Annotated in this window: 19 protein-coding genes; 6 read left to right on the top strand and 13 right to left on the bottom strand. The window is 56.0% G+C overall.

Translation table 11 applies throughout. The annotated features are described in order from the left end of the window. Window positions 1–41: 41 nt before the first annotated feature. Complete coding sequence (locus A3L08_RS09080; RefSeq protein WP_088854702.1) at window positions 42–467, top strand: hypothetical protein; 426 nt, start codon at window positions 42–44, stop codon at window positions 465–467. Here A3L08_RS09080 and A3L08_RS09075 read toward each other — a convergent pair. From A3L08_RS09075 to A3L08_RS09050, 6 genes are all read right to left on the bottom strand, one after another. Next, a complete protein-coding gene (locus A3L08_RS09075) occupies window positions 464–1,126 on the bottom strand; it encodes a segregation and condensation protein A (RefSeq protein ID WP_088854701.1) in 663 nt (220 codons plus the stop codon). The genes A3L08_RS09080 and A3L08_RS09075 overlap by 4 nt on opposite strands. Before the next feature lie 5 nt (window positions 1,127–1,131). Further along, window positions 1,132–4,698 carry a chromosome segregation protein SMC gene (gene smc / locus A3L08_RS09070; protein ID WP_088854700.1) on the bottom strand — a complete coding sequence of 1,189 codons (3,567 nt, stop codon included), beginning with the start codon at window positions 4,696–4,698 and terminating at the stop codon, window positions 1,132–1,134. A 52-nt stretch (window positions 4,699–4,750) separates the two neighbouring features. Next, a complete protein-coding gene (locus A3L08_RS09065) occupies window positions 4,751–5,215 on the bottom strand; it encodes a DUF835 domain-containing protein (protein ID WP_157721616.1) in 465 nt (154 codons plus the stop codon). A 126-nt stretch (window positions 5,216–5,341) separates the two neighbouring features. Beyond that, on the bottom strand, window positions 5,342–5,740 hold the full coding sequence (gene mce / locus A3L08_RS09060) for a methylmalonyl-CoA epimerase (protein WP_088854698.1): 399 nt from the start codon (window positions 5,738–5,740) through the stop codon (window positions 5,342–5,344). Further along, complete coding sequence (meaB, locus tag A3L08_RS09055; protein ID WP_088854697.1) at window positions 5,737–6,696, bottom strand: methylmalonyl Co-A mutase-associated GTPase MeaB; 960 nt, start codon at window positions 6,694–6,696, stop codon at window positions 5,737–5,739. Before meaB ends, mce begins: the two co-directional genes overlap by 4 nt. Window positions 6,697–6,742: 46 nt before the next feature. Further along, window positions 6,743–7,174: a cobalamin B12-binding domain-containing protein gene (locus A3L08_RS09050; RefSeq protein ID WP_088854696.1), complete on the bottom strand. Its 432-nt coding sequence runs from the start codon at window positions 7,172–7,174 to the stop codon at window positions 6,743–6,745. Between the two features lie 121 nt (window positions 7,175–7,295). Here A3L08_RS09050 and A3L08_RS09045 point away from each other — a divergent pair, with 121 nt between their 5' ends. The 4 genes from A3L08_RS09045 to A3L08_RS09030 all read left to right on the top strand — a co-directional run bounded on the left by A3L08_RS09045 (window position 7,296) and on the right by A3L08_RS09030 (window position 10,231). After that, a complete protein-coding gene (locus A3L08_RS09045; RefSeq protein WP_088854939.1) occupies window positions 7,296–7,949 on the top strand; it encodes a PHP domain-containing protein in 654 nt (217 codons plus the stop codon). A gap of 62 nt (window positions 7,950–8,011) precedes the next feature. After that, window positions 8,012–8,488: a PadR family transcriptional regulator gene (locus tag A3L08_RS09040; RefSeq protein WP_088854695.1), complete on the top strand. Its 477-nt coding sequence runs from the start codon at window positions 8,012–8,014 to the stop codon at window positions 8,486–8,488. Then, a complete protein-coding gene (locus A3L08_RS09035; RefSeq protein WP_088854694.1) occupies window positions 8,481–9,458 on the top strand; it encodes an ATP-binding cassette domain-containing protein in 978 nt (325 codons plus the stop codon). The genes A3L08_RS09040 and A3L08_RS09035 overlap by 8 nt, the downstream gene beginning before the upstream one ends. A 5-nt stretch (window positions 9,459–9,463) precedes the next feature. Further along, window positions 9,464–10,231: an ABC transporter permease gene (locus A3L08_RS09030; protein ID WP_088854693.1), complete on the top strand. Its 768-nt coding sequence runs from the start codon at window positions 9,464–9,466 to the stop codon at window positions 10,229–10,231. A 145-nt stretch (window positions 10,232–10,376) separates the two neighbouring features. Here A3L08_RS09030 and A3L08_RS09025 read toward each other — a convergent pair whose 3' ends face one another. Beyond that, the gene (locus tag A3L08_RS09025; RefSeq protein ID WP_088854692.1) at window positions 10,377–11,615 is read right to left on the bottom strand and encodes a phosphoglycerate kinase; all 1,239 of its coding nucleotides are present in this window, start codon (window positions 11,613–11,615) and stop codon (window positions 10,377–10,379) included. A 142-nt stretch (window positions 11,616–11,757) separates the two neighbouring features. Here A3L08_RS09025 and A3L08_RS09020 point away from each other — a divergent pair, with 142 nt between their 5' ends. Further along, on the top strand, window positions 11,758–13,905 hold the full coding sequence (locus A3L08_RS09020) for a restriction endonuclease (protein WP_088854691.1): 2,148 nt from the start codon (window positions 11,758–11,760) through the stop codon (window positions 13,903–13,905). Window positions 13,906–13,927: 22 nt separating this feature from the next. Here A3L08_RS09020 and A3L08_RS09015 read toward each other — a convergent pair whose 3' ends face one another. From A3L08_RS09015 to A3L08_RS08990, 6 genes are all read right to left on the bottom strand, one after another. After that, on the bottom strand, window positions 13,928–14,539 hold the full coding sequence (locus A3L08_RS09015; RefSeq protein ID WP_198362155.1) for a hypothetical protein: 612 nt from the start codon (window positions 14,537–14,539) through the stop codon (window positions 13,928–13,930). Between the two features lie 100 nt (window positions 14,540–14,639). Beyond that, on the bottom strand, window positions 14,640–16,652 hold the full coding sequence (locus A3L08_RS09010; RefSeq protein WP_088854690.1) for a metallophosphoesterase: 2,013 nt from the start codon (window positions 16,650–16,652) through the stop codon (window positions 14,640–14,642). 113 nt (window positions 16,653–16,765) lie between these two features. After that, window positions 16,766–17,362 carry a DUF447 domain-containing protein gene (locus tag A3L08_RS09005; protein WP_088854689.1) on the bottom strand — a complete coding sequence of 199 codons (597 nt, stop codon included), beginning with the start codon at window positions 17,360–17,362 and terminating at the stop codon, window positions 16,766–16,768. Between the two features lie 32 nt (window positions 17,363–17,394). Beyond that, window positions 17,395–18,459, bottom strand: a complete 1,065-nt coding sequence (locus A3L08_RS09000; RefSeq protein WP_088854688.1) for an ABC transporter ATP-binding protein — start codon at window positions 18,457–18,459, stop codon at window positions 17,395–17,397. 10 nt (window positions 18,460–18,469) lie between these two features. Further along, window positions 18,470–20,308 (bottom strand): ABC transporter permease, encoded by a 1,839-nt coding sequence (locus A3L08_RS08995; RefSeq protein WP_088854687.1) that lies wholly within the window; start codon window positions 20,306–20,308, stop codon window positions 18,470–18,472. Between the two features lie 153 nt (window positions 20,309–20,461). Beyond that, window positions 20,462–21,904: an ABC transporter substrate-binding protein gene (locus A3L08_RS08990; protein WP_088854686.1), complete on the bottom strand. Its 1,443-nt coding sequence runs from the start codon at window positions 21,902–21,904 to the stop codon at window positions 20,462–20,464. Window positions 21,905–21,994 lie beyond the last annotated feature (90 nt).

Genomic DNA, 21,994 nt, shown 5'->3' with positions numbered 1-21,994 from the left:
ATAGGCGAAAGGAATTTAGCCGGTTGGGCTGAGGGGTTTTTATGCTCCTGACAAGGCACGCCTGGGAGAGGCTCATCAAAAGGCTGGCGAAGAAGCGGAAGCTCGAACGCATCTACGCCGAGCTGTGGGACTTTCTCGACCGTTCCAGAAGAATCGACGTCAATGAGAAGGTCGTGATCTTCACGGACAGCAGGAAGAGCCTCGTCTGTGCCAGGCTAGACTGCGAGAGGCTCTCCAGGGAAGAGATTGAGGAGGCCCTCGGTGGGATTGAGAATCCCTACAAGTGTGTCTTCTTCGATGAAAGACTTGTGAGGGAGACAGTTCCGAGGAAGTTCCTCGAGCTGGTTCCGGACGGTGTTTACTGCTTCTACATCAACCGTGAGAAGAGGAGCATCTACATTGGGAGCGAGCCGCCGCTCCTCGTCGTCACGATTAGGCCCGCGAAGAAAAACGAGAGGGAGGGTTAGGCGTTCTCCTCGACCGGAACGACGAGTATCTCCCCAAAGGGCTCCTCCTGGATGAGGTCGACCTTTCCCATGTTGGACAGGAAAAGGAGGTAGAGGAAAGTCCTTGCCACTATCTTTGGGCTGGGGTCGAAGATGAGGTCCCAGAACCTTATCGGCTCCCTGCTCTCCCTGTACATCTCCACAACAATCTCGTGCAGCCTGTAGACGTGCTTCTCGATGTCCACCCTGAAGTCATCTACGACGAAGACCTCCTCTTCTATCTCGACCTTCTTTTTCTTCCTCGGTTTTCTCTTCTCTGCCTCCTCCAGGGCGTCCATGAGGGCATCAAGCAGATCGTCGAAGGTGTAGTAGCGCTCCACCCTTCTGAGCGGCGGCGCCAGCGGCTCAACATCAACGTGGAAGCTCTCCTCAGGACTCTCTTCCTCTTCCTCGTCATCTGCGTGGAGCAAAGCTTCACTCTTCATCCTGACAAGGATTGAGGCTGCCAGGATAGCCCTCGCCGAGACCCTGAGGTCGAGCTCCTTCATCTCCCTCAGTCTCTCTATGTACTTCTCGGTCAGATCGACTATGTCTATGTTCCAGGGGTCTACCTTGCCCATCGTGACGAGCTGAAGGAGGATGTCAACGGGGGTTATCTCCTCTTCACGGCGCGATTCCATCTTCCTCACCCGCTCAGGTGCCCGAACATCTCGGCGTGTTCCGCCTCGCTCTTCTTCCTCGCCTCTTCGAGGATCTTCATGGCCTTCTCAAGGCTTAGGGCGACGACCCTGCTGACGCCCTTCCTCATGCTGACACCGATTATCTTGTCCGCGTTGGCCATCATGACGTCCCTCAGGGTTATCACGATGAACTGACTGTTCTGCGAGGCCTCCTTTATGAGGTCGGCAACGCGCTTGACGTTGGCATCGTCGAGGTGTGCATCGATCTCGTCGAAGAGGTAGAAGGGGGCGGGCTTGTAGCGCTGTATCGCGAAGACGAAGGCGAGGGCAGTTAAAGCCTTCTCACCACCACTCATCGCCTCGATCCTCTTGACGTCCTTTCCAGCGGGCTTTGCCTCTATCTCAAGGCCGCCCGCGAACGGATCCTCAGGGTTCTCGAGGATGAGCCTGGCGCTTCCTCCCGGCGAGAGCTTGGCGAAGAGTTCCGAGAAGTTCTTGGCTATCTCGTTGAGGGTCTGCATGAAGACGTTCCTCTTCTGGCCCTCTATCTCCTCGATGAACTCCTCTATGCTCTCCTTCTCGGCGACAACCTGCTCGCGCTTGCTCTTGAGCTCAAGGTAGCGGCGCTCAACTACCTCGAAGTCCTCTATGGCCTTCATGTTGACCGGCTCGAGGGAGCGTATCTCCTCCTCCATCTTCTCTATCTGCTCGCGGAGGGCCTCAAGTTCGAGCGGTATCTCCTTGATGCTCTTGATGAGCTTTGGATCAAAGTGCTTCAGCTCGTCCTGCTTCTCCTTCAGCGTAGCCTCGTACTGGGCGAGCTTTATCTTTAGCGTGTTGGCCTCTATGCGGAGCTCCTGGAGTTTTGAAGAAAGCTCGTCCTTCTCGCTTCTCAGGTCAATTATCTCGTTCTTGAGCCTCTCGCGCCTCTCGCGGAGCCCCTTGAGTTCGTCCTTGACGTTCTCCTCGGCCTTCCTGAGCTCCTCGAGCTCGGCCTCGAAGTCCTTTATGGCCTTCTCGTTCTCCCCGATGTTCGCCCTGAGGGCGTTTATCCTGTTGACGAGGCCCTCTATCTCCTCCTCGAGATCGGCCTTCCTCGGGAGCAGCTCCTCGTTTATCCTGACCTCGAGCCCTTCGAGCTTGCTCTCGACCTTTCCGAGCTCCTCGCGGAGCTTGCTTATCTCCGCCTCCACCTCGCGTATCTTCTGGTTGAGCTCCCTCGCCTCCGGGTTCTCGAGGGCCCTCTTGAGCTTCTCGCGCTTCTTCTCAAGGCGCTCTATTCTTCCCCTGAGCTTGGCCATCTCGCCCTTAGTATCGTGTATCTTCTTCTCTAGAGCCTCGATGAGCCTCTCGTTCTCCTCTATCTCCTCGGCTAGGGCTTTGTCCTCGGCCAGAAGCCTGTCCATCTCGTTTTGGACCACCTGGAGGTCCTTGCTCAGCTCGCTCTTCTTCATACGCAGGTTGAAGAGCTCGTTCTCCAGCCCCCTGACCTCCAGCTTGAGGGCGTTGACGGCCGATTCAAGGGCTTCCTTCTCGCGCTCCAGCTTTTCGACGCGCTTCCTTATCTCGTCGACGTTGACTCCGAGCTTGCCCCTTGGGCGGTAGTGGCCGCCGGTTATGGCACCGCTCCTCTCGAGCAGCTCACCGCCGAGGGTCACCATGCGGACCTTCCCTATCCCGACGGTTCTCGCCTCGTCCATGTCCTCAACTATAAGCGTATCTCCGAGCGCGTAGGCAACCGCGTTCTTAAAGCGCGGATCGTAGTGGACGACGTCTATAGCTGGGACTCCAAGGGGAGGTTTTTCACGCATCGAGCGGGGCTTTATCTTGTTGAGCGGAAGGAAGGTGAGCCTCCCGAGCTTCTTCTCCTTAAGGAGTTTTATGGCCTTCTCGGCAACTCTGTCGTCCTCAACGACAACGTTGTCGTAGTTGCCGCCGAGGGCCACCTCCACGGCTAATGCGTACTTCTCGTCCGCCACGGTTATCAGCTCGCCGAGTGTGCCGTAGAGGCCGGGAATGTTCTGTCCCTTCAGGAAATCAACGGCGCGGTTTCCGCGAACCTCGCGTTGGGCCTCCGCCTTTATGAGCTCCTCCTTGGCCTTGGCCAGTTCGCTCTCTGTCTTCCTGAGGGCCTTTGTCTTCTCCTCAAGCTCCTTCTCGGCTTTCCTGAGTCTCGCTTCGGCCTTTGATATCTTGCCGTCGATATCACCCAGCTCGGAGCGCTTCGACTCCAGGGACTTCCTCGCCTCACCTATCTTGGACTTGAGGGCGACCTTCTTCGCGTTGTTCTGGGCGATCTTGGCCTTTGCTCGCTCTATCTCTTCCTCGAACTTCTTAATGTCGCTCTCCTTCATGTAGAGCTCCTTCTTGGCCTCCTCCAGCTCGTCCACGACCTTGTCAAACTCCTCTTTGGCAACCGCGAAGTCCCTGTCTATCTCACCGAGCTTGATGACAAGCTCGTTCTTGACGACCTCTTTCTCCTTTATCTCCGCCTTGAGCTTCTCGCGCCTCTTGCTCCAGCGGTTTATGGCGCTCTTGCTCTTCTCTATCTCCTCAGAGACCTTCTTGAGCTCCTCCTTCGCCTTGGCGAGCCTCCTCTGGCTGTCCTCTATCTCCTTGTGGGCGAGCTCGATGTTCTTCCTGGCCATCTCGATCTTCGACTGAACCTCGCTTATCTTCCTCGTGACCTCGAGGATTCCGTCTTCGCTCTTCTCCTCAAGCTCCTTCTCTACCGCGTTCAGCTCCTTCTCCTTGGCGACTATCTCCCTGGCGATGTCCTTCAGGCGAGCTTCCATAGCCGCTATCTCGGCCTCGATCTCCTTGTCCCGGAGGTTGCTCTCCTCTATGAGGCTCTGGAGCTTCCTTATCTCTCCCAGAAGGAGCGTGACCTTGGCCTTCTCGACCCTGTCTTTTAGATCGAGGTAGCGAAGCGCATCGTTGCGCTCCTTTTCGAGCTTGTCGAGCTGGGCCTTAACCTCGCGTATGAGCAGATCGACGCGCGCCAGATTCTCTTCCGCCTGCTTGAGCTCTTGAAGGGCTTTCTCCTTCTTGGCGTCGTACTCTGCTATGCCCGAAATCTCGTCGATGAGGAGCCTCCTCTCGGTGGGGCTCATCTTGATGAACTTGGTGATGTCACCCTGCAGAACGAGGTTGTAGCCCTCAGGCGATATCATTGCCGCACTGAGGACGTCCAGTATGTCGCTCCTGCTCGTCCTTTTGCCGTTGAGCCAGTAGGTGCTCCTCCCGTCGGGATAAACGCGGCGCTTTATCACGACCTCGTCCTCGTCAACCGGAAAGCCTCTGTCCTCGTTGTTGAAGTACATCGCAACCTCGGCATACTTCGCCGGAGGCTCGGTCTTGGTGCCCGCGAAGATGAGGTCGCTTATCCTCGTCGCACGCATCGCTTTGGCGGACAGACCGCCGAGAACGAAGAGAACGGCGTCACCTATGTTGCTCTTTCCAGAACCGTTGGCACCTACGATCGCTGTAAACCCCTTAGAAAGCGGAACGACGACCTTTCGATTACCGTAGGATTTGAAGCCCTTCATTTCAATCTTCTCAATGTAAGGCATAGCTCACACCTAACACGAGAATGGTGCGGAAGGTTATATAACTTTATCCGACTCAGTCGAGTATTCTGCGGAGCAGGTGGATCGTCCTCTCTTCAAGGGCGTCGCTAACAGTGACGTAGAAGCGCGAACCTGTTAGAACTGCCATGTCGCGCAGCTTGCCCGTGAATTTGAGCGCTGTTTCAAGGCCGTTCTCGATGGCAAGGTACTCAAAGGCGTCGAGAATCACATCCGATGGGGAGTTTTGGAGGTGTCTCCACAGGTTCTGCTCCAGGACGTAGAGCTTTGAGGGGTCAAAGTATCCGGGACGGGACACCTTGGAGAGATAGATGGTCCTGGTGTTTCTTAAGTCGTTGAGGTTGTTCTTTCGGGTTATAACTATCTTCTGCCTCGATGGGTTTGAGCGGAGCACCCTCCATAGCTCCTCGTCATTGATGAGTCCTGAACTCCAGAACACAGATGACTTCCTGCCGAACCACAGTGCCACACGCCTCGCCGGCGGAGGGTTCGATTTAATCACATGATTTAACCGGAGTGAAGTGGTAACAAAAATTTATAAGATTTTCCCCTTTGACTGGTTAAAGAACACATTTAGATATTTAAATTTAACAGAAATAAACATTGGGGAGTAAAGGAGAGCAGATAATCACTCCCTCTGGCAGAGTTCGAGAAGGACACCGGTTACGGCCTTGGGGTGGACGAAGGCTATCTTCGCACCGCCGGCACCGATGCGCGGCTTCTCGTCGATGAGCCTGTAGCCCTTCTCCTTGAGTTCTTCAAGGTGCTTCTCTATGTCATCAACACCGAGGGCTATGTGGTGTATGCCCTCACCGCGCTTGGCTATGAACTTGGCGATCGGCGAGTCTTCCGCCGTTGGCTCAAGGAGCTCTATCCTGCTCTCCCCGACGTGGATTATCGCGGTTCTAACTTTCTGGTCCGGAACCTCTTCTATCTCCTCGACCCTGAGGCCGAGGCCCTCCCAGACCTTTATTGCCTCGTCGAGGTTCTTGACGGCGATACCAACGTGGTCTATCTTCTTTATCATATCTTCACCCCCAGGGCTTTTTCAAGAACTGTATCAGCGGCAGAGTACGGGTCGATTTCGCGCTTAACGACCCGCTCAATCAAAGACGAAACCTCCTCATCGTCGAGCCTCTCCTCAACGGCCCTCGCTATCCTTCCAGAGACGATGGTCTTGACCTCCTCCTCGGCGCGGAACTTCCTCTTCTCGGCCAGCCTGCCGCTCTCCTCGAGGGACTTCCTGTGGTCGTTTATCGCCTTCCAGAGGTCGCGTATGCCCCTCATCGTCGTCGCAACGGTCTCAATTATCGGCGGCCTCCAGCCCCTCTTTTCCCAGCGCTCCTTTTCGAGGTCGAGCATGAGGTTGAGCTCGAAGTAGGTGGCATCGGCCCCTTCCTTGTCGGCTTTGTTGATCACGAATACGTCCGCTATCTCCATGAGGCCGGCCTTGATCGCCTGTATGTCATCGCCCAGGCCGGGGACGGTGACGAGGACAACAGTGTCGGCCGTCTTCACGATGTCTATCTCTATCTGGCCGACTCCTACTGTCTCAACGAAGATCACGTCGCAACCATAGGCGTCGAGAACTTTGATGGCGTCGTTGGTGGCTTTCGCCAGTCCACCGAGTGAGCCGCGGGTGGCCATGCTCCTTATGAAAACGCCGGGGTCAGTTGAGTGCCTCTGCATCCTTATCCTATCGCCGAGCAGCGCTCCGCCCGTGAATGGCGAGGTTGGGTCGATGGCTATGACCCCAACGACCTTCCCTTCCTCGCGGACCACTTTGATGAGCTTGTCGAGAAGCGTCGATTTTCCTGCCCCTGGCGGCCCGGTTATTCCAACGATGTATGCGTTGCCGGTGTGGGGGTAGACCTTTGAGATTATCTCTCTGGCCTTCTCCTCGTCGTTCTCGACGAGGGTTATGAGCCTGGCTGCGGCGCGCTTGTCGCCGCGGAGCATGCGCTCTATGAGGTCGTCTATCATCGTCACCACTCGGACAAATTATCCAGAAAGAAATTATAAAGGTTGCTCAGCTCCCCCGGAACTTCTTGAGCTTTGGCACGTTCTCATCTATGAAGCGTATTATTGCCTCAATCGGGCTTCCCGGGCCGAAGACCTTGGCGACGCCCATCTTTTCAAGCTGCTCGGCGTCGTCGGGCGGGATTATTCCACCGGCTATGACGAGGACGTCCTCACCGACCTTGAGGCCCTTCTCCTCGAGGAGCTTGAGTATCTTCGGTATGAGAACCATGTGAGCGCCGGAGAGGATGCTTATTCCAAGGACGTCGACGTCCTCCTGAATCACGCTCTCAACTATCTGCTCCGGGGTCTGCCTTATGCCGGTGTAGATGACCTCAAAACCGGCGTCGCGCAGGGCCCTGGCAACGACCTTAGCGCCTCTGTCGTGACCATCAAGTCCCGGCTTTGCAACGAGAACCCTAACCTTGGAGCGCTCGACCATCTTCACCACCGCCCTCTTTTGGAGATGAAGATATTTAAATCTTTGTCAAAGTTCAAGGGTCGGCTTTACGTTGGATATTTTGTCCAGAAGCCTTTTTAATTCGGGAACCCTATTCCCCACCATGATGTTCCCGCACGACACGCACACGCACACGGTCTACTCCGACGGCACTGGCGCCATAGCGGACAACATAGCCGCCGCCGAGGAGAGGGGGCTGAAGGTTCTTGCAATAACCGACCACAGCCGCTACCTCGGGCCGAAGACCGTAAACCGCTACGTCCGCGAGGTGAGGCGCTGGGCGGAAGATTCGGAGGTCATGGTTCTGGTCGGAATAGAGGGCAACATAACCGGGAACGGCGTCGACGTTCCGGCTTTCATGGCCGAGAAGCTCGACTTCGTGATAGCGAGCGTCCACGAGTGGCTTGAAACGCCCGAGCAGTATCTGGAGCTCGTCAAAATCGCTCTGATGGACGAGGACGTTGACGTCATCGGCCACTTCGGGGCCAACTTTCCGTACATAGGCTTTCCCAGGGCGGAAGAGCTTGAGGAAATCCTCGAACTTGCCGAGGCGAACGGAAAGGCCTTCGAGATAAGCTCCCGCTACAAAGTCCCGGACGTCGAGTTCATCAGGGAGTGCGTACGACGTGGGATAAAGCTCACTTTCGCGAGCGACGCCCACACTCCCCGGAGCGTGGGAAACGTGGGCTGGAGTGAGAGGGCGTTCATAAAGGCGGGCGGAAAGAAGGAGGATCTACTTTTCGAGGAGTTTCTGTAATCACTGTAGGACCTTTCGAAACCTTTATAAACCAACATATCGAACGACATATCGGTGATACTATGGAACGTCCGCACTTCAAGGGGCACCTCAAACTGTTCATACTCAAGATACTGGCGGAGAGGCCCATGCACGGCTACGGCATAATGGCCGAGCTTGAGAGGACCTACGGTATTCCGCACCCCAGTCCGGGGACAGTTTACCCTATACTGACCTCTCTAAGGAAGGCCGGGCTCATTGAGACGGTCGGAGAGGGCAAGAGGGACAAGAGGCTTTACAGGGCCACGGAGAAGGGGAAGGAGTACCTGAGGGAGCATGAGGTGGAGCTCAGGGAAGGTGAGGAGCTCGCCTATAGGTTCAGGGAGTTCGCGAGGCTTGGCGGCAGGGAGCTGGCAGAGGTGATGAAGGAAGCCTTCAACTCTATTGACGACCTGACGGAGGCGCAGAAGAAAGCCCTCGCGAGGGAGTTTGGGGAGTTCACCAAGAGGGTGAGACTGATCCTCCTCGGCGAGATTGAGAGGGGTGAGGGAAGTGAGTGAATACGCCATAGAGGTGGAGAACCTCGTGAAGAAATACGGCGATTTCGAGGCCGTTAAGGGCATCTCTTTCAAAGTTAGGAGGGGAGAGATATTCGCTTTTCTCGGGCCGAACGGGGCTGGAAAAACCACAACGGTGCACGTGCTCACCACGCTCCTAAAGCCGACCTCTGGGAAAGTGTTTGTTGCCGGTCACGATGTTGTGGCAGAACCCAACGAGGTGAGGAGGAAGATAGGGATAGTCTTCCAGGACCCGAGCCTCGACAGGGAGCTGACGGCCTACGAGAACATGTACCTCCACGGCAGGATATACGGCCTGGGCGGGAATGAGCTGAGGGAGAAGATTGAGAAGCTCCTGAAGTTCGTTGAACTCTGGGACTTCAGGGACAGACAAGTCAAGACCTTCAGCGGAGGCATGAGGAGGAGGCTTGAGCTAGCGCGCTCCCTTCTCCACGAGCCAGAAGTTCTGTTCCTCGACGAGCCGACCGTAGGCCTCGACCCGCAGACGAGGGCCCACATATGGGACTACATAAGGGTCATGAAGGAGGAGCACAACATGACCATCTTCCTGACAACGCACTACATGGACGAGGCCGAGATGCTGGCGGACAGGATAGCGATAATGGACCACGGGAAAATAATAGCGGAGGGAACCGCTGAGGAGCTCAAGAAACTGATCGGCAACGACGTTGTTTACCTCAAACTCGAAGGTCCTGAAGAGATCAGGTGCCTTAAGGCGGACTTCATAAGGGGGTGCAAGCTCCTCCCCGATGGAAGGGTTGCGCTGGAGGTTGAGAACGCCGCCGAGGCACTGCCGAGGCTCTTTGAGCTCGCGAAGGAGAGGGGAGTGAAAATACTCGAGGTTACCTACCACAGGCCCACGCTTAACGACGTCTTCCTGCACCTGACGGGCAGGGAGATAAGGGACGAAGGTGGAGAGCAGAAGTTCCCTATGCCGTTTAAGAGGAGGTGAAGGAGATGAGGACGTTCACCACGATGATATACCGCGAGCTGAAGCGTTTTTCCCGTTCCCGCGCAAGGGTGGTCGGGAGCCTGATAAACCCGCTCATCTGGCTCATATTCTTCGGAATGGGCTGGAGCGGGGTGTTCAACAACCCAATGGCGAAGAGTGTCTTCGGCGGCGTTGATTACCTGACCTACCTCGTCCCCGGTGTCTTCGCAATGACCGTCTTCAACATGAGCTTCATGCAGGGCGTAACGCTCATATTGGACAAGCAGTTCGACTTCCTCAAGGAGATACTCGTGGCCCCGGCCAGCAGGGCGGAGGCGATACTAGGCAGGATAACAGGGGGTTCTCTAATGGCCCTGATACAGGGGACAATCCTGCTTGCCCTGAGCTTCGCGCTCGCCGACCTCAAATTGAGGGGCGTGCTTCCCGCCCTGGGGCTCGGCTTCCTCGTTGGAATTGCTATAGCGGGCATGGGAGTAGCTATAGCACTCAAAATGACCAGCATGGAAGGCTTCCAGATGGTGGTAGCGATGATAACGATGCCCATGACCTTCCTCAGCGGCGCAATATACCCCATAGAAGCTATGCCCGGCTGGATGAAGGCAATCGCCTACGTTAATCCCCTCACCTACGCCGTTGACGGGGCGAGACGCTACCTCGTGGGCGATGCCATAGCGAAGTTCTCGCCCGTGGTCGAGTGGGGCGTGCTGGCGCTCCTGGCGCTCGCCTTCTCGGCCCTCGCTGCGCTGGAGTTTGAAAAAGCCACCATTGACTGAGGAGGAACCCACAAAGCCCCGTGTGGCCTCGCTGGCATAGCGGCCCTCGAGTTCAGGAAGGCGACGATAGACTGAGGTTCCCTTTCTTTTTTGATTTGTCTTTGGGAGTGTTCTGGGTTATGGAAGCCACCATCGCTGACTGCCTCTACTCCCCCTTGATTTTATCCTTAAACCGTTCGTAGCTTATCCTGAACGCCTCAATAACCGGTAGCTTTTCGCCGGCGAAGAAGCTCAGCATCGCCCCGCCACCGGTGGAGACGTGGCTTATCCCGGTTATGTTGTGCTGGTAAATGCTCGCTATCGAATGTCCTCCCCCGACCACGCTGAAAGCCGGGCTTTCTCCTATCGCCCTGAAGACCCCCACTGTTCCAAGGGCGAACTCCTCCCTCTCAAAGACTCCCATCGGGCCGTTGGCGACTATTACCTTTGCCTTCATGAGGATGTCGCGGTACTTCTCGACCGTGCGGGAACCTATGTCGAGGATCGGGTAGCGGTCAAAGAGCCATTTCTCGCCGCTCAGGAGGTCAACCTCAACGCGCTCCCCATCTTTGTCCACGGCGAAATCTACCGGTGTTCTGACGTAGGGGTAGAAGTCATCGAGGATTTTCTCGGCCCAATCCACGAGCTCAAGGAGGTCCTTCTTTTCCATAAACTCGATGTTCGCATCGCCGAGGTTGAAGCCCTTGGCGAGCGTGAAGACTTGGCCAACGAGGCCACCGGTGAGAATGAGATCCGCCCTTCCATTCCTCAGGACGTTCTCCGCAACGCGGAGGGAATCATCAACCTTCGCCCCTCCAAGGACGTAGGCGCGGGGCCGCTCCTCTGTGTCGTACGCCCTCGCCAGCGCTTCAACTTCCTTCTCCATCAGGAAGCCCATTATCATCGGCTTTAAGCGGGCGAAACCGACAAGCGAGGGCTGGCTTCTGTGGGCGGCGGCGAAGGCATCGTTTACAACGTAGTCTATTAGCGGAGCAAGCTTCCTTACGAAGAACGTCTTCTCGCAGTCTTCAATCGGTTTGTATTTGACCTCCTCGGCCGCAAAGCGGAGGTTCTCCAGCATTAGAGCTTCACCGGGCTTCAGCTCCCTGATCCTCTCGCGGGCGTACCTCCCGAAGATGTCCTCGACGTATTCTACATCCTGACCGAGCAATTCGCTCAGAATCTCCGCGTGCTCCTCGGTGGTCGTGTAGTCCCCCTTGTAGGGCTTGCTCTGGTGTGTGCCGATGATGACCTTCGCCCCGTGTTCGAGGAGGTAGCTCACCGTCGGGAGAACCGCCCTGAACCTTGCGTCGCTGATTATCCTTCCATCCTTAACAGGGGAGTTAAGGTCGGCCCTCAGAAACACGGTTTTGTTGTGAAAGTTGAAGTCGGTGAGCCTGAACATTCCATCACCGTCTTGATGTTAAAACGGTGCAGTTAAAAGCTTATTTTGAACACCTTTGGTGATAAGTTGCCAGAGGGGAAAGAGATTTATAAAATGGGGGCGAAGAAACTTTGAGGGGATTTCACTTCCATGGGTGAGACTGATGCAGTGGACACCGGCTTTAATAAGACTGGCCTCGGACGAGACTCTGATTGAGAACGTCATTGAGTTACTGAAGAGAATGGGCTTCCGGGAGTACGAGCGAGTTTCAGGCAAAAAGGAGTGGGGCATAGATGTCGTTGCAATACGGGACGACCCGATAGCTGGAACCGAGAAGGTGGTTCTGGCTCTCCACTCCAAGGGTCTTGCCTCGTCGAAGGATGTCAACGTTTTTGCGGATCTCGTGGATAAGTACAAGGCAGACAAGGGGATAATAATCTCCCCCGTCGGCTTCACGAAAGACGCCAAGGTTCTCATATCCAGGGAGCACCGCGGCAGGATAGTGCCGTGGGACGGCGAGAAGCTGGCGTCGCTCTTCAACAACTACTCCCTCGAGCCCCCTGAGGATCTAATCGAGGCCCTTGAGTCTAAGGCTGATGAGGAGAAAGAGGAAAGCTCCCTAAAGGAGTTCGAGCTCGACGCACCGCTGCTCCATGAGTTCTCCCCAGAGGCGGTTCTCAAGAGAGTGGCCTCTGCGGCGGTATCCAAGTACCCGATAAAGTCCGACGAGGTGAAGCTCGATTCCGTTTCCGTCCTTCTCTCCAGTGCTTACATTTTCTCCTGGTCCGTTGAGAGGGACGATGGGACTGAGGAGAAGGACAAGGCGGTCGTCTTCTCCAAGGAGAGGATGGTTCTTCGGGCGATCCAGGACAAGGTTCTGAGCGTGCCGATAACGAAGGCCCTCCTCAACGATGGTTCCGTGATCCATGCCACGGAGAGGGAAATCGACGTTCCAATAAGCCCAAGCGAGGCGGTTTTCATACTCAAGGAAACCGCCTCGAAGGAGCTCGGCGTTCCTGAGGGGAGGATAAAAATACACGAGAGGAAGAAGGTGTACATCCCCAAAAAGGCTGAGTTGAGCCTCAGGGTCGGGGAAAACACTGCCCGGGCGGAAGTTGACCTTGAGAACGATGAAGTTAGGTTCGAGATAAGTCCACTTCCCGATGAGTACTTCGTCGAGAGAACCGCCGCTGCTGTGGAGGCTCAAACGGGCGAGGCTGTGGTGGATTATTCCCTCAAGCGTGCCGGAGGAAAGGTCAAGGTGTCCGGAAAGACCGAAAGGTTCTCCTTTGAGCTCTCCTTCAACGAGTACACCGGGAAGCTCCTCGGCATGGAGGCCCTCATGAGCGATGAGGCCCTCGACGAGCTCCTCATGAGTGCCTACCCGGAGGGACAAGTAGTCAACCTTGAGAAGGGCAAGAAGGTGGCCGTGGCAGACATACTCATTCCCGAAGGGATAGCAGTGATGCAGGTCGACCTGACGAGCGGGAAGCACAGGGAAGCTAGGAGGATTCCCTCACCGGAGACTGCCTTTGGGAACGCTAGGAAGGTGATAGAGGAGAACTTCCCGCTCAGGAATCTGGAACTTAGATCCTACCGCGTTCTGGAACACAAGTACCTTGAGCTTAACATGGAAAGCAGCGATGGAAAGGCCGCTGTCAAGGTGGATGGCCAGACCGGGGACATCCTGGACTACGTGGCAGAGGTAACACCTGAGAGGGCCAGGGAGCTGGCTTCCCAGAAGTACGCGGGCTTTGAGGTGACCGTCGCGGAGAGCGGTGAGACGGAGTACGTCCTTAAGGCAGAGAACGACAGACACGTCGTCACAATTAAGGTCAGCAGGGACGGGAAACTAATCGAGGAGGCCGACCGTGTTCTCAGGAGGGAGGTGGCGGAAGAGCTGGCCGAGCGGGCCGCAAAGGAGGTTGATGAAGAGGCAGTAGTCAAGAACCTGGCCCTCAACGAGAACTGGGAGGTTGAGTTCGCGGGCAGGACCAAGACGGGAAAGCTCGTCCTTCACAGGGCCACCGGCGAGGTCGTAGAGAAGGACGTCCGCTTCACGGAGATGGCTATAAAGGAGGCCTATCTCGCCCACGTGAAGGAGAAGCATGGCGAGGAGAACCCCGTTGTGGAGCGCATGACCCTCTACGAGGAGAAGGGCTACGTCCACATAAAGGTCGAGGGGAAAGAGAACCTGTACTACGCGAGGATAGACCTCAAAAGCGGGAAAGTTATAAGTGAGGACGTGGCTCCGACCAAGGGACTGACGGCGAAGCTGAAGCAGTTCCAGCTCGAGAACAAGTACAAATGAATGAAGGAATAAGAGAGAGGGACTAGGCCATAAGCATGCTCTCTATCATCCTTATGGCTTCCACTATCTTCTTTTCCGGCTTCTCTTCGTTCTTGGGTATCTCAAGGTTGATGACGAGCCTCTCCTCCTTGCCATCCTCGAAGTCGTAGACCTCCAGCTCTTCAACCTCAACGTCCTCGAAGATGCTCTCCAGCTCGGGACTGATTATCTTCTTGTCGTTGCCGTAGACCTCTACGCGGACGATGTCGTCTGTCGTTGAGGCGACCACAACGATGCTGTACGGGCCGACCTTCTTGATGAAGCGGAGGACACTTCCGTAGCCTTCCACCTCTTCCTTAAAGCCGAGCTGCTGCATGGTGCCCCTTATCGCCTCGGTCTTGCTCTTTATCCTGTTGAGAACCCTCTCGCGGAGCCTGTAGCTCTCGAGTAGGGCCTTCTTTATACCCTCACCGGCATTCTCAACGGTGCCTTCCCATATCCCGATGACCTTTATACCTGAAGAAGTCGGCTTGAGCTCTATCCTGATGGAATCAACATCAAAGTCTCGCAGGTCGTCTATTTTAAGCTCGCTCAGCGTGAGGATGTCAAACTCCATCCTCACCATACTGCCGAAGGCTTTGCCTTTGAACTTCACCTTCATCACCAGGGTGGGCTTATGGGGACGGTTTAAAAACTCTTCCCTCCCCAAACTAACGTGAGGTTAGCCGTACGGAGTATAAAATGGAAGAAAAGGGTCACTCCCTCCTCTTGAGGAGAACGGGGAGGAGAGCCAGGCCAACGAGTATTCCCGGGCCGCAGGTGCTTTCCGAGCTCTGGCTCGTGCTCTGGGAGCTACCGGTTGTGGTCGTGGTGGTGCCGCCGACCTCGTAGGTAGCCTCCGCGGTGTTGTCGTAGAAGTCTGTGGCTATGACCTTGATTGTGAACTCTGTGGCGTTGACGCCCGGAACCGTGGTGAGGTAGGTCGCCGAGACCGTGGACGGCTTCATTGAGAACGCCGGATACTCGGCGAGGACCTTTCCGTCGCTTACTATCTGAACCTTCATGTCCCTTATTCCAACGTTGTCGCTCGCGGAGATGTAGACCTTGAAGAGGCTTCCCGGCTTCGGCTTGCTCGGTGTGATGTAGCCCACCTTGACGTCCGGCGGCTTGGTGTCGGTCTCCTTAACCGCCGCTATCTGGCTTATCCCCTCCGGAACCGTGGCGTTTATGAGAACGTAATACGCCCCACCTATTTCCCTCTCACCGAGGACGGTGTAGGTTATGTTGGTGTGGTCCGGGTCTATCTTGGCACCCTCTGGTATCTGGAGAACAAGCGGCCCGCTGACGGTCTGATCAAGTTCATTCACGAACTTGATGGCCGTTCCGTCTTCACCATTCTGCCTGTAAACGATGAACTTCTGCGGGATCGGCAGTGAGCTTATACCCTCGTGGAGAACGTCCCCGGTGAGCGGGAACTCAACGGTGCCGTTGGAGTACACGTAGATGACCTGTGAGCCATACCAGCTTGGCACGGTGTAGCCCAGTTTCTTGTCCGTTTCGCTCGGCGGGTTGCTGGTCTTGTCCGGGGCGCCGGTGGTAGTTACCGTGTAGAACCAGTGCTCGTTACCGTTCTTGTCAACGTATAGAACCGGCTTGTCCTTGTGAATGTGTCCTGCAAGGACGAGCCTGATGTTGTACTTCTCAACCATCTGGAGGAAGTACCTCGCTATGTCGTCGTACTCGCCGTTCCTTCCCTCCCAGTCCCAGCTGACGAACTTGGTGAGGGCACTCCAGTCGCCGTCATCAAAGGCGGTGTAGCCCTTTATGGTTCCGCCCCACTTCCCATCGGGGGTGCTGTACCAGAACGGGTGGTGGACGAGGACGATGACGGTCTTGTTCGGGTGGGCCTTGAGGACGTCCTCCATCCACTGGAGCTGCTCCATCTCCGGGTGCCTCTCCTCGCCGCGGCTGTCGAGGCCGATTATGAGGAAGTCACCGATGACCTCGTAGAAATACCTGGGGTTCACGTACTTGGTGTAGTAGGTCGGTGGATGGTCGTGGTTGCCCTTTATGCTTATGAAGGGCGTTCCTGCGGCAGTCCCCATGAGAATGCCGTGATCAAACATCCTGTAGCCTTCCTGGTCGCCACTGGTGTCCACGTCGTCACCGGTGCTGACTATCACGTTGACGACGCCCTGGCCCTGGAGGCCGGTCATGGCGTAGTAGGTCATGGCACTCACGTGGGCGGTGTAGCTGTGCATCGCGTACGGGTGGTCGCAGTACTTCAGTATCTCCGGGAGGCTCTTCTGGAAGTAGTCCCCACAGACGAAGCCTATCTTAGCACCGCTGGTGACGTGGATGTCGCTGAGGTGGGCTATCCTGAGGAGCTTGGGGTTCTCCTTCACCACCCAGACGCCGTTGGGTATCGCTACCTCGCCCTCGTCGCTCTTGACGACGAGGAAGTAAACGTCCGGAACGGCGTCCTCTGGTATCTTGGCCTTCAGGACACCGTTATCCGTTCCAATGATCTCCAGATCGTAGGGACCGTGGAGTATCGAAACTATCTGGAGTGACTGTATCGAGACCCCCTCGGCGGGACGTATTTCAACAATTTCTCCTGGACTTCCTATCACGGGGGCACCGGGCAGCGGCTGGAGGAGGATTTCACCGGGTGCTGGAGATGCTGAAGCTGCTGAAACTGTGCTGACTGGTATTGCTACTACTGCGAGAAGGGCCATTAAAAGGGCCAGAAGCTTTTTGCCCTGCATGGTATCACCGTCCTATGTCGGCCAGAACGGGTTATAAGTTTTCCCTCGGCCTGGGAAATGGGAGCATTACTTTGTTCTCTTGAAAGCCTCGCTCTTTAGGGCGAGGGAGGAGGTCAGTCAAAAGTGCCCATGGCAATTTCTAACATTCTCTCGGCTGTTTCCGAGCCGCCTCCAAACTTTTTGTACATGTCATAGTCGCGGACGACCTCCAGGTAAAGCCTCTCCGCCTCTTCCCTCTTCCCGTTCCTCACCGCCACGAGGAGTCTCGTCAGGTTCACCGCCATCTCGAGGAGGTAGTTGTCGGCGCGGCTTACCGGCCTTGGGGGCTGGTTCCCCCTAATCTCTCCTTCCGGAACGAGAGAGCACTTAAGAACTACCGTTGAACCAAGTTCATCCTCATGATGCTCCTCTCCGAACTCAACACGCCCGTAAACGCCCGGAAGCCCCTTTATCCACCTGTGTCCGTCCTTCTCCTCAAACTCCAGAGTAATCTCAAGGTTGAGGGCGAGCCTCACCAGAAGCTCCACGTCGTTGGTTATTTGTATCGATGCTAGGGGGCGCCTTTTTATCTCAACCGCACTCTTACCGCCGAAGAGCTTGAAGAAGAGCGAGTGTCCCCTCCTAACAACCCCAACGGGGGTTACGTTCGACTCTGTTACCAGAAGAACCTCGTAGACCTGGCCCTCGTTGAGGAGTTCCAGCAGTTCCATGGGACCACCTAAAGGGAATAGAAAAGGGGGATTTAAAGATGCTGCTTCGGGAGGACTATGATGTCGTCCCTCTCCACGTAGAAGGTCACCGGCTGGGTCGGCCTGAGGCCGGCAACGTCCCTGTCGCTGATGGTCCTTGCTATGATCCTCGTGTCGCCGAAGAGGCCGACGACCTCTATGAAGAACCCGTAGTACTCGACGAGGTCAACCGTTCCGGTGAACGAGACCGCGTTTTCAACGGGTTTGAGCTTTATCCTCTCCGGCCTTATGACGACAACCACGTCATCGCTCTTCTCCGTGTAGTGGAGGCCGTCCAGCCTTATACCCTCGAACTCGACGGTGACGCGATCCCCGTTCCTCTCGACGACCTTCGCTGGAATGACGTTGGTCTTGCCCATGAAGCTGGCAACGAACTCAGTCTTGGGCGTCTCGTATATTTCCTTCGGGGTCCCTACCTGCTCGACGGTTCCGACGTTCATGACGGCTATCCTGTCGCTTATGGCCATTGCCTCCTCCTGGTCGTGGGTGACGTAGATGACGGTGATTCCGAGCTCCCTCTGTATTCTCCTTATTTCCGAGCGCATCTCAAGCCTTAGCTTGGCGTCGAGGTTGCTCAGCGGCTCGTCGAGGAGGAGAACTTTCGGCTCAACGACGAGGGCCCTGGCTATTGCCACACGCTGCTGCTGACCACCGCTCAGCTGGGTCGGGTAGCGGTCCTCAAACCCCTGGAGCTTGACCAGCTCAAGGGCCCACTTGACCCTCTTCTCTATCTCGGCCTTCGGGACCTTCCTCAGCTTCAGGCCGTAGGCGACGTTGTCGAAGACCGTCATGTGGGGCCAGAGGGCGTAGTTCTGGAAGACGAGCACTGCGCCGCGCTTGCTGGACGGGAGGTATGTGACCTCCTCGTCGCCGAAGTAGATGGTTCCGCTGTCAGGGAAGTCGAGGCCCGCTATTATCCTCAGCGTTGTTGACTTTCCGCACCCGCTCGGGCCGAGCAGGGTGAAGAGCTCACCAGCCTTGATGTGGAGGTTTATTCCCTTGAGGGCAACGGTTTCTCCAAAGGTTTTGACTATGTTCTCGAGCTTGACATCAACCATTCCAACCACCTCATGTGAGACCTATGAAGGAGTACCTCTGCTTGGTTATCACGTTCGCAAGGACTATGGCGATTATCTGAACCGTCATAAGGAAGACACCGAGCGCAGCGGCGAGGTTGGCGCTTCCAACGGCGCTCGTCATCAGCTCGACCATCCTGGCGGTTATCGGGTAGTAGTCAGGGTTGATTGAACCCAAGGTGATGCCGACGCTGGTCTCGCTCATACAGTAGACGAAGCTGAGCATGGCTCCACCGAGGAGGTTCAGGAGTATCAGCGGTATCAGGATTCCAGTGAGGGCCTTCCACCTGCTCGCACCGAGGTTAAGTGCCGCCTCCTCGAGCGAGACGTGAACCTGCTGGATTCCCGCTGAGATGGAGCGCGCCGCGAAGGGCAGACGCCTTATGGAGTATGCCAGCACGAGCACCATCGCGGGGTTGAAGCCGAGCAGGTTGGTCGGGTCGAGGGGAGTGTTCGGGAAGACCTTGGCGAAGAAGAAGAAATAGCCCATCGCTATGACGATACCGGGAACGGCTATCGGAATCGTGGCTAGGCTATCGAGGACCGGGCCGAGCTGGCTCTTCTTGAACCTGCTGGAGGCGTAGGAAGCCGTGAGGGACAGCAGAATGATGACCACAATGGCCACGGTCGAGTACATGACGCTGTTCATGATGACACGCTCGATGTCCGGCTGGGTGATTATGCTCATTATGTGCTGGGTCGTGAAGCCATCTGGCCAGGTTCCGGACCAGCTCTCGCTGAATGCCAGCAGGACGACACCGACCTGTGGGAATATTGACAGGAGGAGCAACGGGAGGACGACGAGGTAAATGAGAGCCGCCTGCCAGCCCTTGGGCTTCGCAACCCTCGGCTTCCACCTTCCTCCCTTGCTGAGCATGGCGTACTGCCTCATGCTAACGTACTTCCTTATTCCAAGGAACATCAGAATCGCTATGGTGAGCATGATGATTGCCAGGGCCGCGAGCTGCGGGCTTCCAACGTTGAAGCCGCTGGTGAATGCGCTGTAGATCTGGAAGGACATGAGCTTCCTGGCGAGCGGGTTGCCCTGGAAGACGATGGGGGCGGCCAGGTCTTCAAGGCTGAATATTCCAACGAGAGTAGCCCCCGCCGCTATTCCGGGGAGGGCAAGCGGGAACGTGACCGTCCTGAAGAGGTGGAAGCCGCCGCTCCCAAGGTTCTCGGCCTGCTCCTCAAGCGTCGGATCAATGTTGATGAAGCTCGCGTAGGCGTTGAGGTAAACGATGGGGTAGTATGTCAGGGACTGGGCGACTATGACGCCGACGAGGCCGTCTATGACGATTCTGTGCGGGAATAGGTGCAGGAGGTCATAGAAGAGCCAGTTGATGATGCCGTCCGGAAGGAACATCTTCTTGACGATGAAGACGTTAACGAAGGGCGTGACGAGAAGCGGCACGAAGAGGAGTATCCTGACGATGTTCTTACCCGGGAAGTCGTAGCGGGCCATCACGAAGGCGAACACCGTTCCGAGGATGGTGGTCAGTATCATGACGCTGATCGACACTATTATCGAGTTGAGTATGACCCCAAAGTCAACGCCCTGGACGTAGTATATCTTCTCCCCGCTGGGCATCGTGATAAGCCTGTAGAACTCGCCGGTCGGCCGGCTTATGTAGTAGTCAGACTTCAGAATGTTGCTGAACCAGTGCAGTGAGATATGGCCGTTGTAGACGAAGGCTATTGTCAGCATCGCCAGCACTGGTATTATTAGAAACGCTATCAGATACAGGAGGGGGAACAGGAACGACGTCGTCACGACGGGGTCAAATATAGGTGTTCCGAAGAGTCTCTCGCTCCACTTGCTAACCTTCATTGAGCATCAACCTCCGCTCCGATTCAGACCGTACACGTCACTCTGAGTTGGTCGAGCCGGGGTCTATTTAAATATTTCCAAAAATTTGTTGATTCGCACACAGTGAAAAAGTGCAAGAAAATTGAAGAAATGTGCAGGAAATTATCAAAGGTTTCAGCCGGTTATGGCCTTGAGGTCTTGGAGTACCTTGTCGTACTTGTCGCTAGCGGCCTGGCGCCACTCCTGAACGAGCTGGTCCTGGAAGTTCCTGTCCTTCATGATCCTTTCGTTTATGCTCTTGGCGTAGTCTTCGGTCAAGGTGACGGTCTTGCCGGTGTCAGGGTCCTTGAACTCTATCGGAGCGGTGAGCTCGTCCTTGAGCTGGTTGAACTGCTCCTCACTTATCTTTCCATCCTTGTAGGCCTGGACTATGGCAACCCATGCGTCGTGGAGCTTCTGATTCGGGTCGACGAGGGTGGCCTTGAAGTAGTACTGGAGCGCGTTGATAGTCTCGAGGGCGCGCTTGTCGTCGAAGGGTATTCCCTCGGCGTGTATGGCGTCCTCGTAGGCCTTCTTGAGGGCAGGCCTCGCCTCACCGTAGGTCTCGCCAACGTGCTCGCCCTTGAAGACTACGTCAGCGTACTCCTTGGTAACCTTCATATCAAAGACCTGCGGGTTGATGGGGAGCCTGTTGATGTCTGGGCTCATCCAGATGGTCTGGCCCTCAGTGAGCACCCAGTATATGAAGGCCTGCGCCGCCTCTGGGTGCTGGGCCTTGGCGAGAAGCGCTATCGGGTCACCGTTTATGATGCTCTCCCCCTTCGGGACGACGTAGAGACAGTCGGGGTTCTGCTGCATCGCGGTGTAACCGTAGAAGTCTATGGTGTTTCCAGCCGCTATCTCACCGTTTATGACTGCATCCCTAACCGCGTCACTCTGCATGTATATCTTGGAGTTGGCCGCTATAAGGGTCATGATGCGCCATCCCTGATCCCAGCCAAAGGCCTGGAGGATGATCTGGTATATCCTCGTGTTGGAGGTGCTCCTCGTCGGGTCGGCCAGACCGTACTGGGGCGGGTTGAGAGCCCACTGCTCGCTGGCTATGTCCTCCCACTTCTGGGGTATCGGGAGGTTCCACTCGGCGAGCTTCTTCTTGTTGACCGTGAATCCAAAGGACGAGAGCGCCGCCGCTATCCAGTAGACCTTGTCGCCGTCCTTCCTTATCATGGGCATTCCCGCAAGCTCTGTCGGTAGCGGGTTGCCTATGAGCTTGAGAACCCTCTCGTCAGTTATTGGGGCAAGGTGGCCGGCTTTGTAGAGGTCGTCGAAGAGGGTCGGGCCTCCACCCCAGCCGACGTCCGCTCCTTTCTCGATGTAGCTTGGCCAGAGGCTCTCAGGAACCTTGATGAACTTGATGTCTTCGATGTTGTACTCCTTTGCTATGTCGCTCTGGAGGAAGAGCTGCTTTGCCATATACTGGATGGTTGCGTCATGTCTCGTGACGACGACGAGGGTTATGCCACTCGTTTCGTCGCCGCCACCGCTACTGACGCAACCACTGGCCACGACGCTGAGGGCAAGCAGGAGAATAACCCCAATTGACGCGAGCTTCTTCATGTTTATCACCCGGTTATGCCAATCGAGGAAAGTTCGAGAAACTCAATAAAAAATTAATGGTTCAACGGGCAAAGAAAGAAGGAAGAAGAA

It is taken from the genome of Thermococcus pacificus (assembly GCF_002214485.1).
In the GTDB taxonomy this organism is placed as follows: domain Archaea; phylum Methanobacteriota_B; class Thermococci; order Thermococcales; family Thermococcaceae; genus Thermococcus; species Thermococcus pacificus.
The sequence above is the reverse complement of the archived record's forward strand: the minus strand, read 5'-3'. Positions and strand labels throughout refer to the sequence as shown.

What these genes read in the sequence shown, in the direction of transcription:
- A3L08_RS09080 (WP_088854702.1), top strand. Translation starts at nt 42, where the DNA reads ATGCTCCTGACAAGGCACGCCTGGGAGAGGCTCATCAAAAGGCTGGCG.
- A3L08_RS09075 (WP_088854701.1), bottom strand. Translation starts at nt 1,126, where the DNA reads ATGGAATCGCGCCGTGAAGAGGAGATAACCCCCGTTGACATCCTCCTT.
- smc (WP_088854700.1), bottom strand. Translation starts at nt 4,698, where the DNA reads ATGCCTTACATTGAGAAGATTGAAATGAAGGGCTTCAAATCCTACGGT.
- mce (WP_088854698.1), bottom strand. Translation starts at nt 5,740, where the DNA reads ATGATAAAGAAGATAGACCACGTTGGTATCGCCGTCAAGAACCTCGAC.
- meaB (WP_088854697.1), bottom strand. Translation starts at nt 6,696, where the DNA reads ATGATAGACGACCTCATAGAGCGCATGCTCCGCGGCGACAAGCGCGCC.
- A3L08_RS09050 (WP_088854696.1), bottom strand. Translation starts at nt 7,174, where the DNA reads ATGGTCGAGCGCTCCAAGGTTAGGGTTCTCGTTGCAAAGCCGGGACTT.
- A3L08_RS09045 (WP_088854939.1), top strand. Translation starts at nt 7,296, where the DNA reads ATGATGTTCCCGCACGACACGCACACGCACACGGTCTACTCCGACGGC.
- A3L08_RS09040 (WP_088854695.1), top strand. Translation starts at nt 8,012, where the DNA reads ATGGAACGTCCGCACTTCAAGGGGCACCTCAAACTGTTCATACTCAAG.
- A3L08_RS09030 (WP_088854693.1), top strand. Translation starts at nt 9,464, where the DNA reads ATGAGGACGTTCACCACGATGATATACCGCGAGCTGAAGCGTTTTTCC.
- A3L08_RS09025 (WP_088854692.1), bottom strand. Translation starts at nt 11,615, where the DNA reads ATGTTCAGGCTCACCGACTTCAACTTTCACAACAAAACCGTGTTTCTG.
- A3L08_RS09020 (WP_088854691.1), top strand. Translation starts at nt 11,758, where the DNA reads ATGCAGTGGACACCGGCTTTAATAAGACTGGCCTCGGACGAGACTCTG.
- A3L08_RS09010 (WP_088854690.1), bottom strand. Translation starts at nt 16,652, where the DNA reads ATGCAGGGCAAAAAGCTTCTGGCCCTTTTAATGGCCCTTCTCGCAGTA.
- A3L08_RS09005 (WP_088854689.1), bottom strand. Translation starts at nt 17,362, where the DNA reads ATGGAACTGCTGGAACTCCTCAACGAGGGCCAGGTCTACGAGGTTCTT.
- A3L08_RS09000 (WP_088854688.1), bottom strand. Translation starts at nt 18,459, where the DNA reads ATGGTTGATGTCAAGCTCGAGAACATAGTCAAAACCTTTGGAGAAACC.
- A3L08_RS08995 (WP_088854687.1), bottom strand. Translation starts at nt 20,308, where the DNA reads ATGAAGGTTAGCAAGTGGAGCGAGAGACTCTTCGGAACACCTATATTT.
- A3L08_RS08990 (WP_088854686.1), bottom strand. Translation starts at nt 21,904, where the DNA reads ATGAAGAAGCTCGCGTCAATTGGGGTTATTCTCCTGCTTGCCCTCAGC.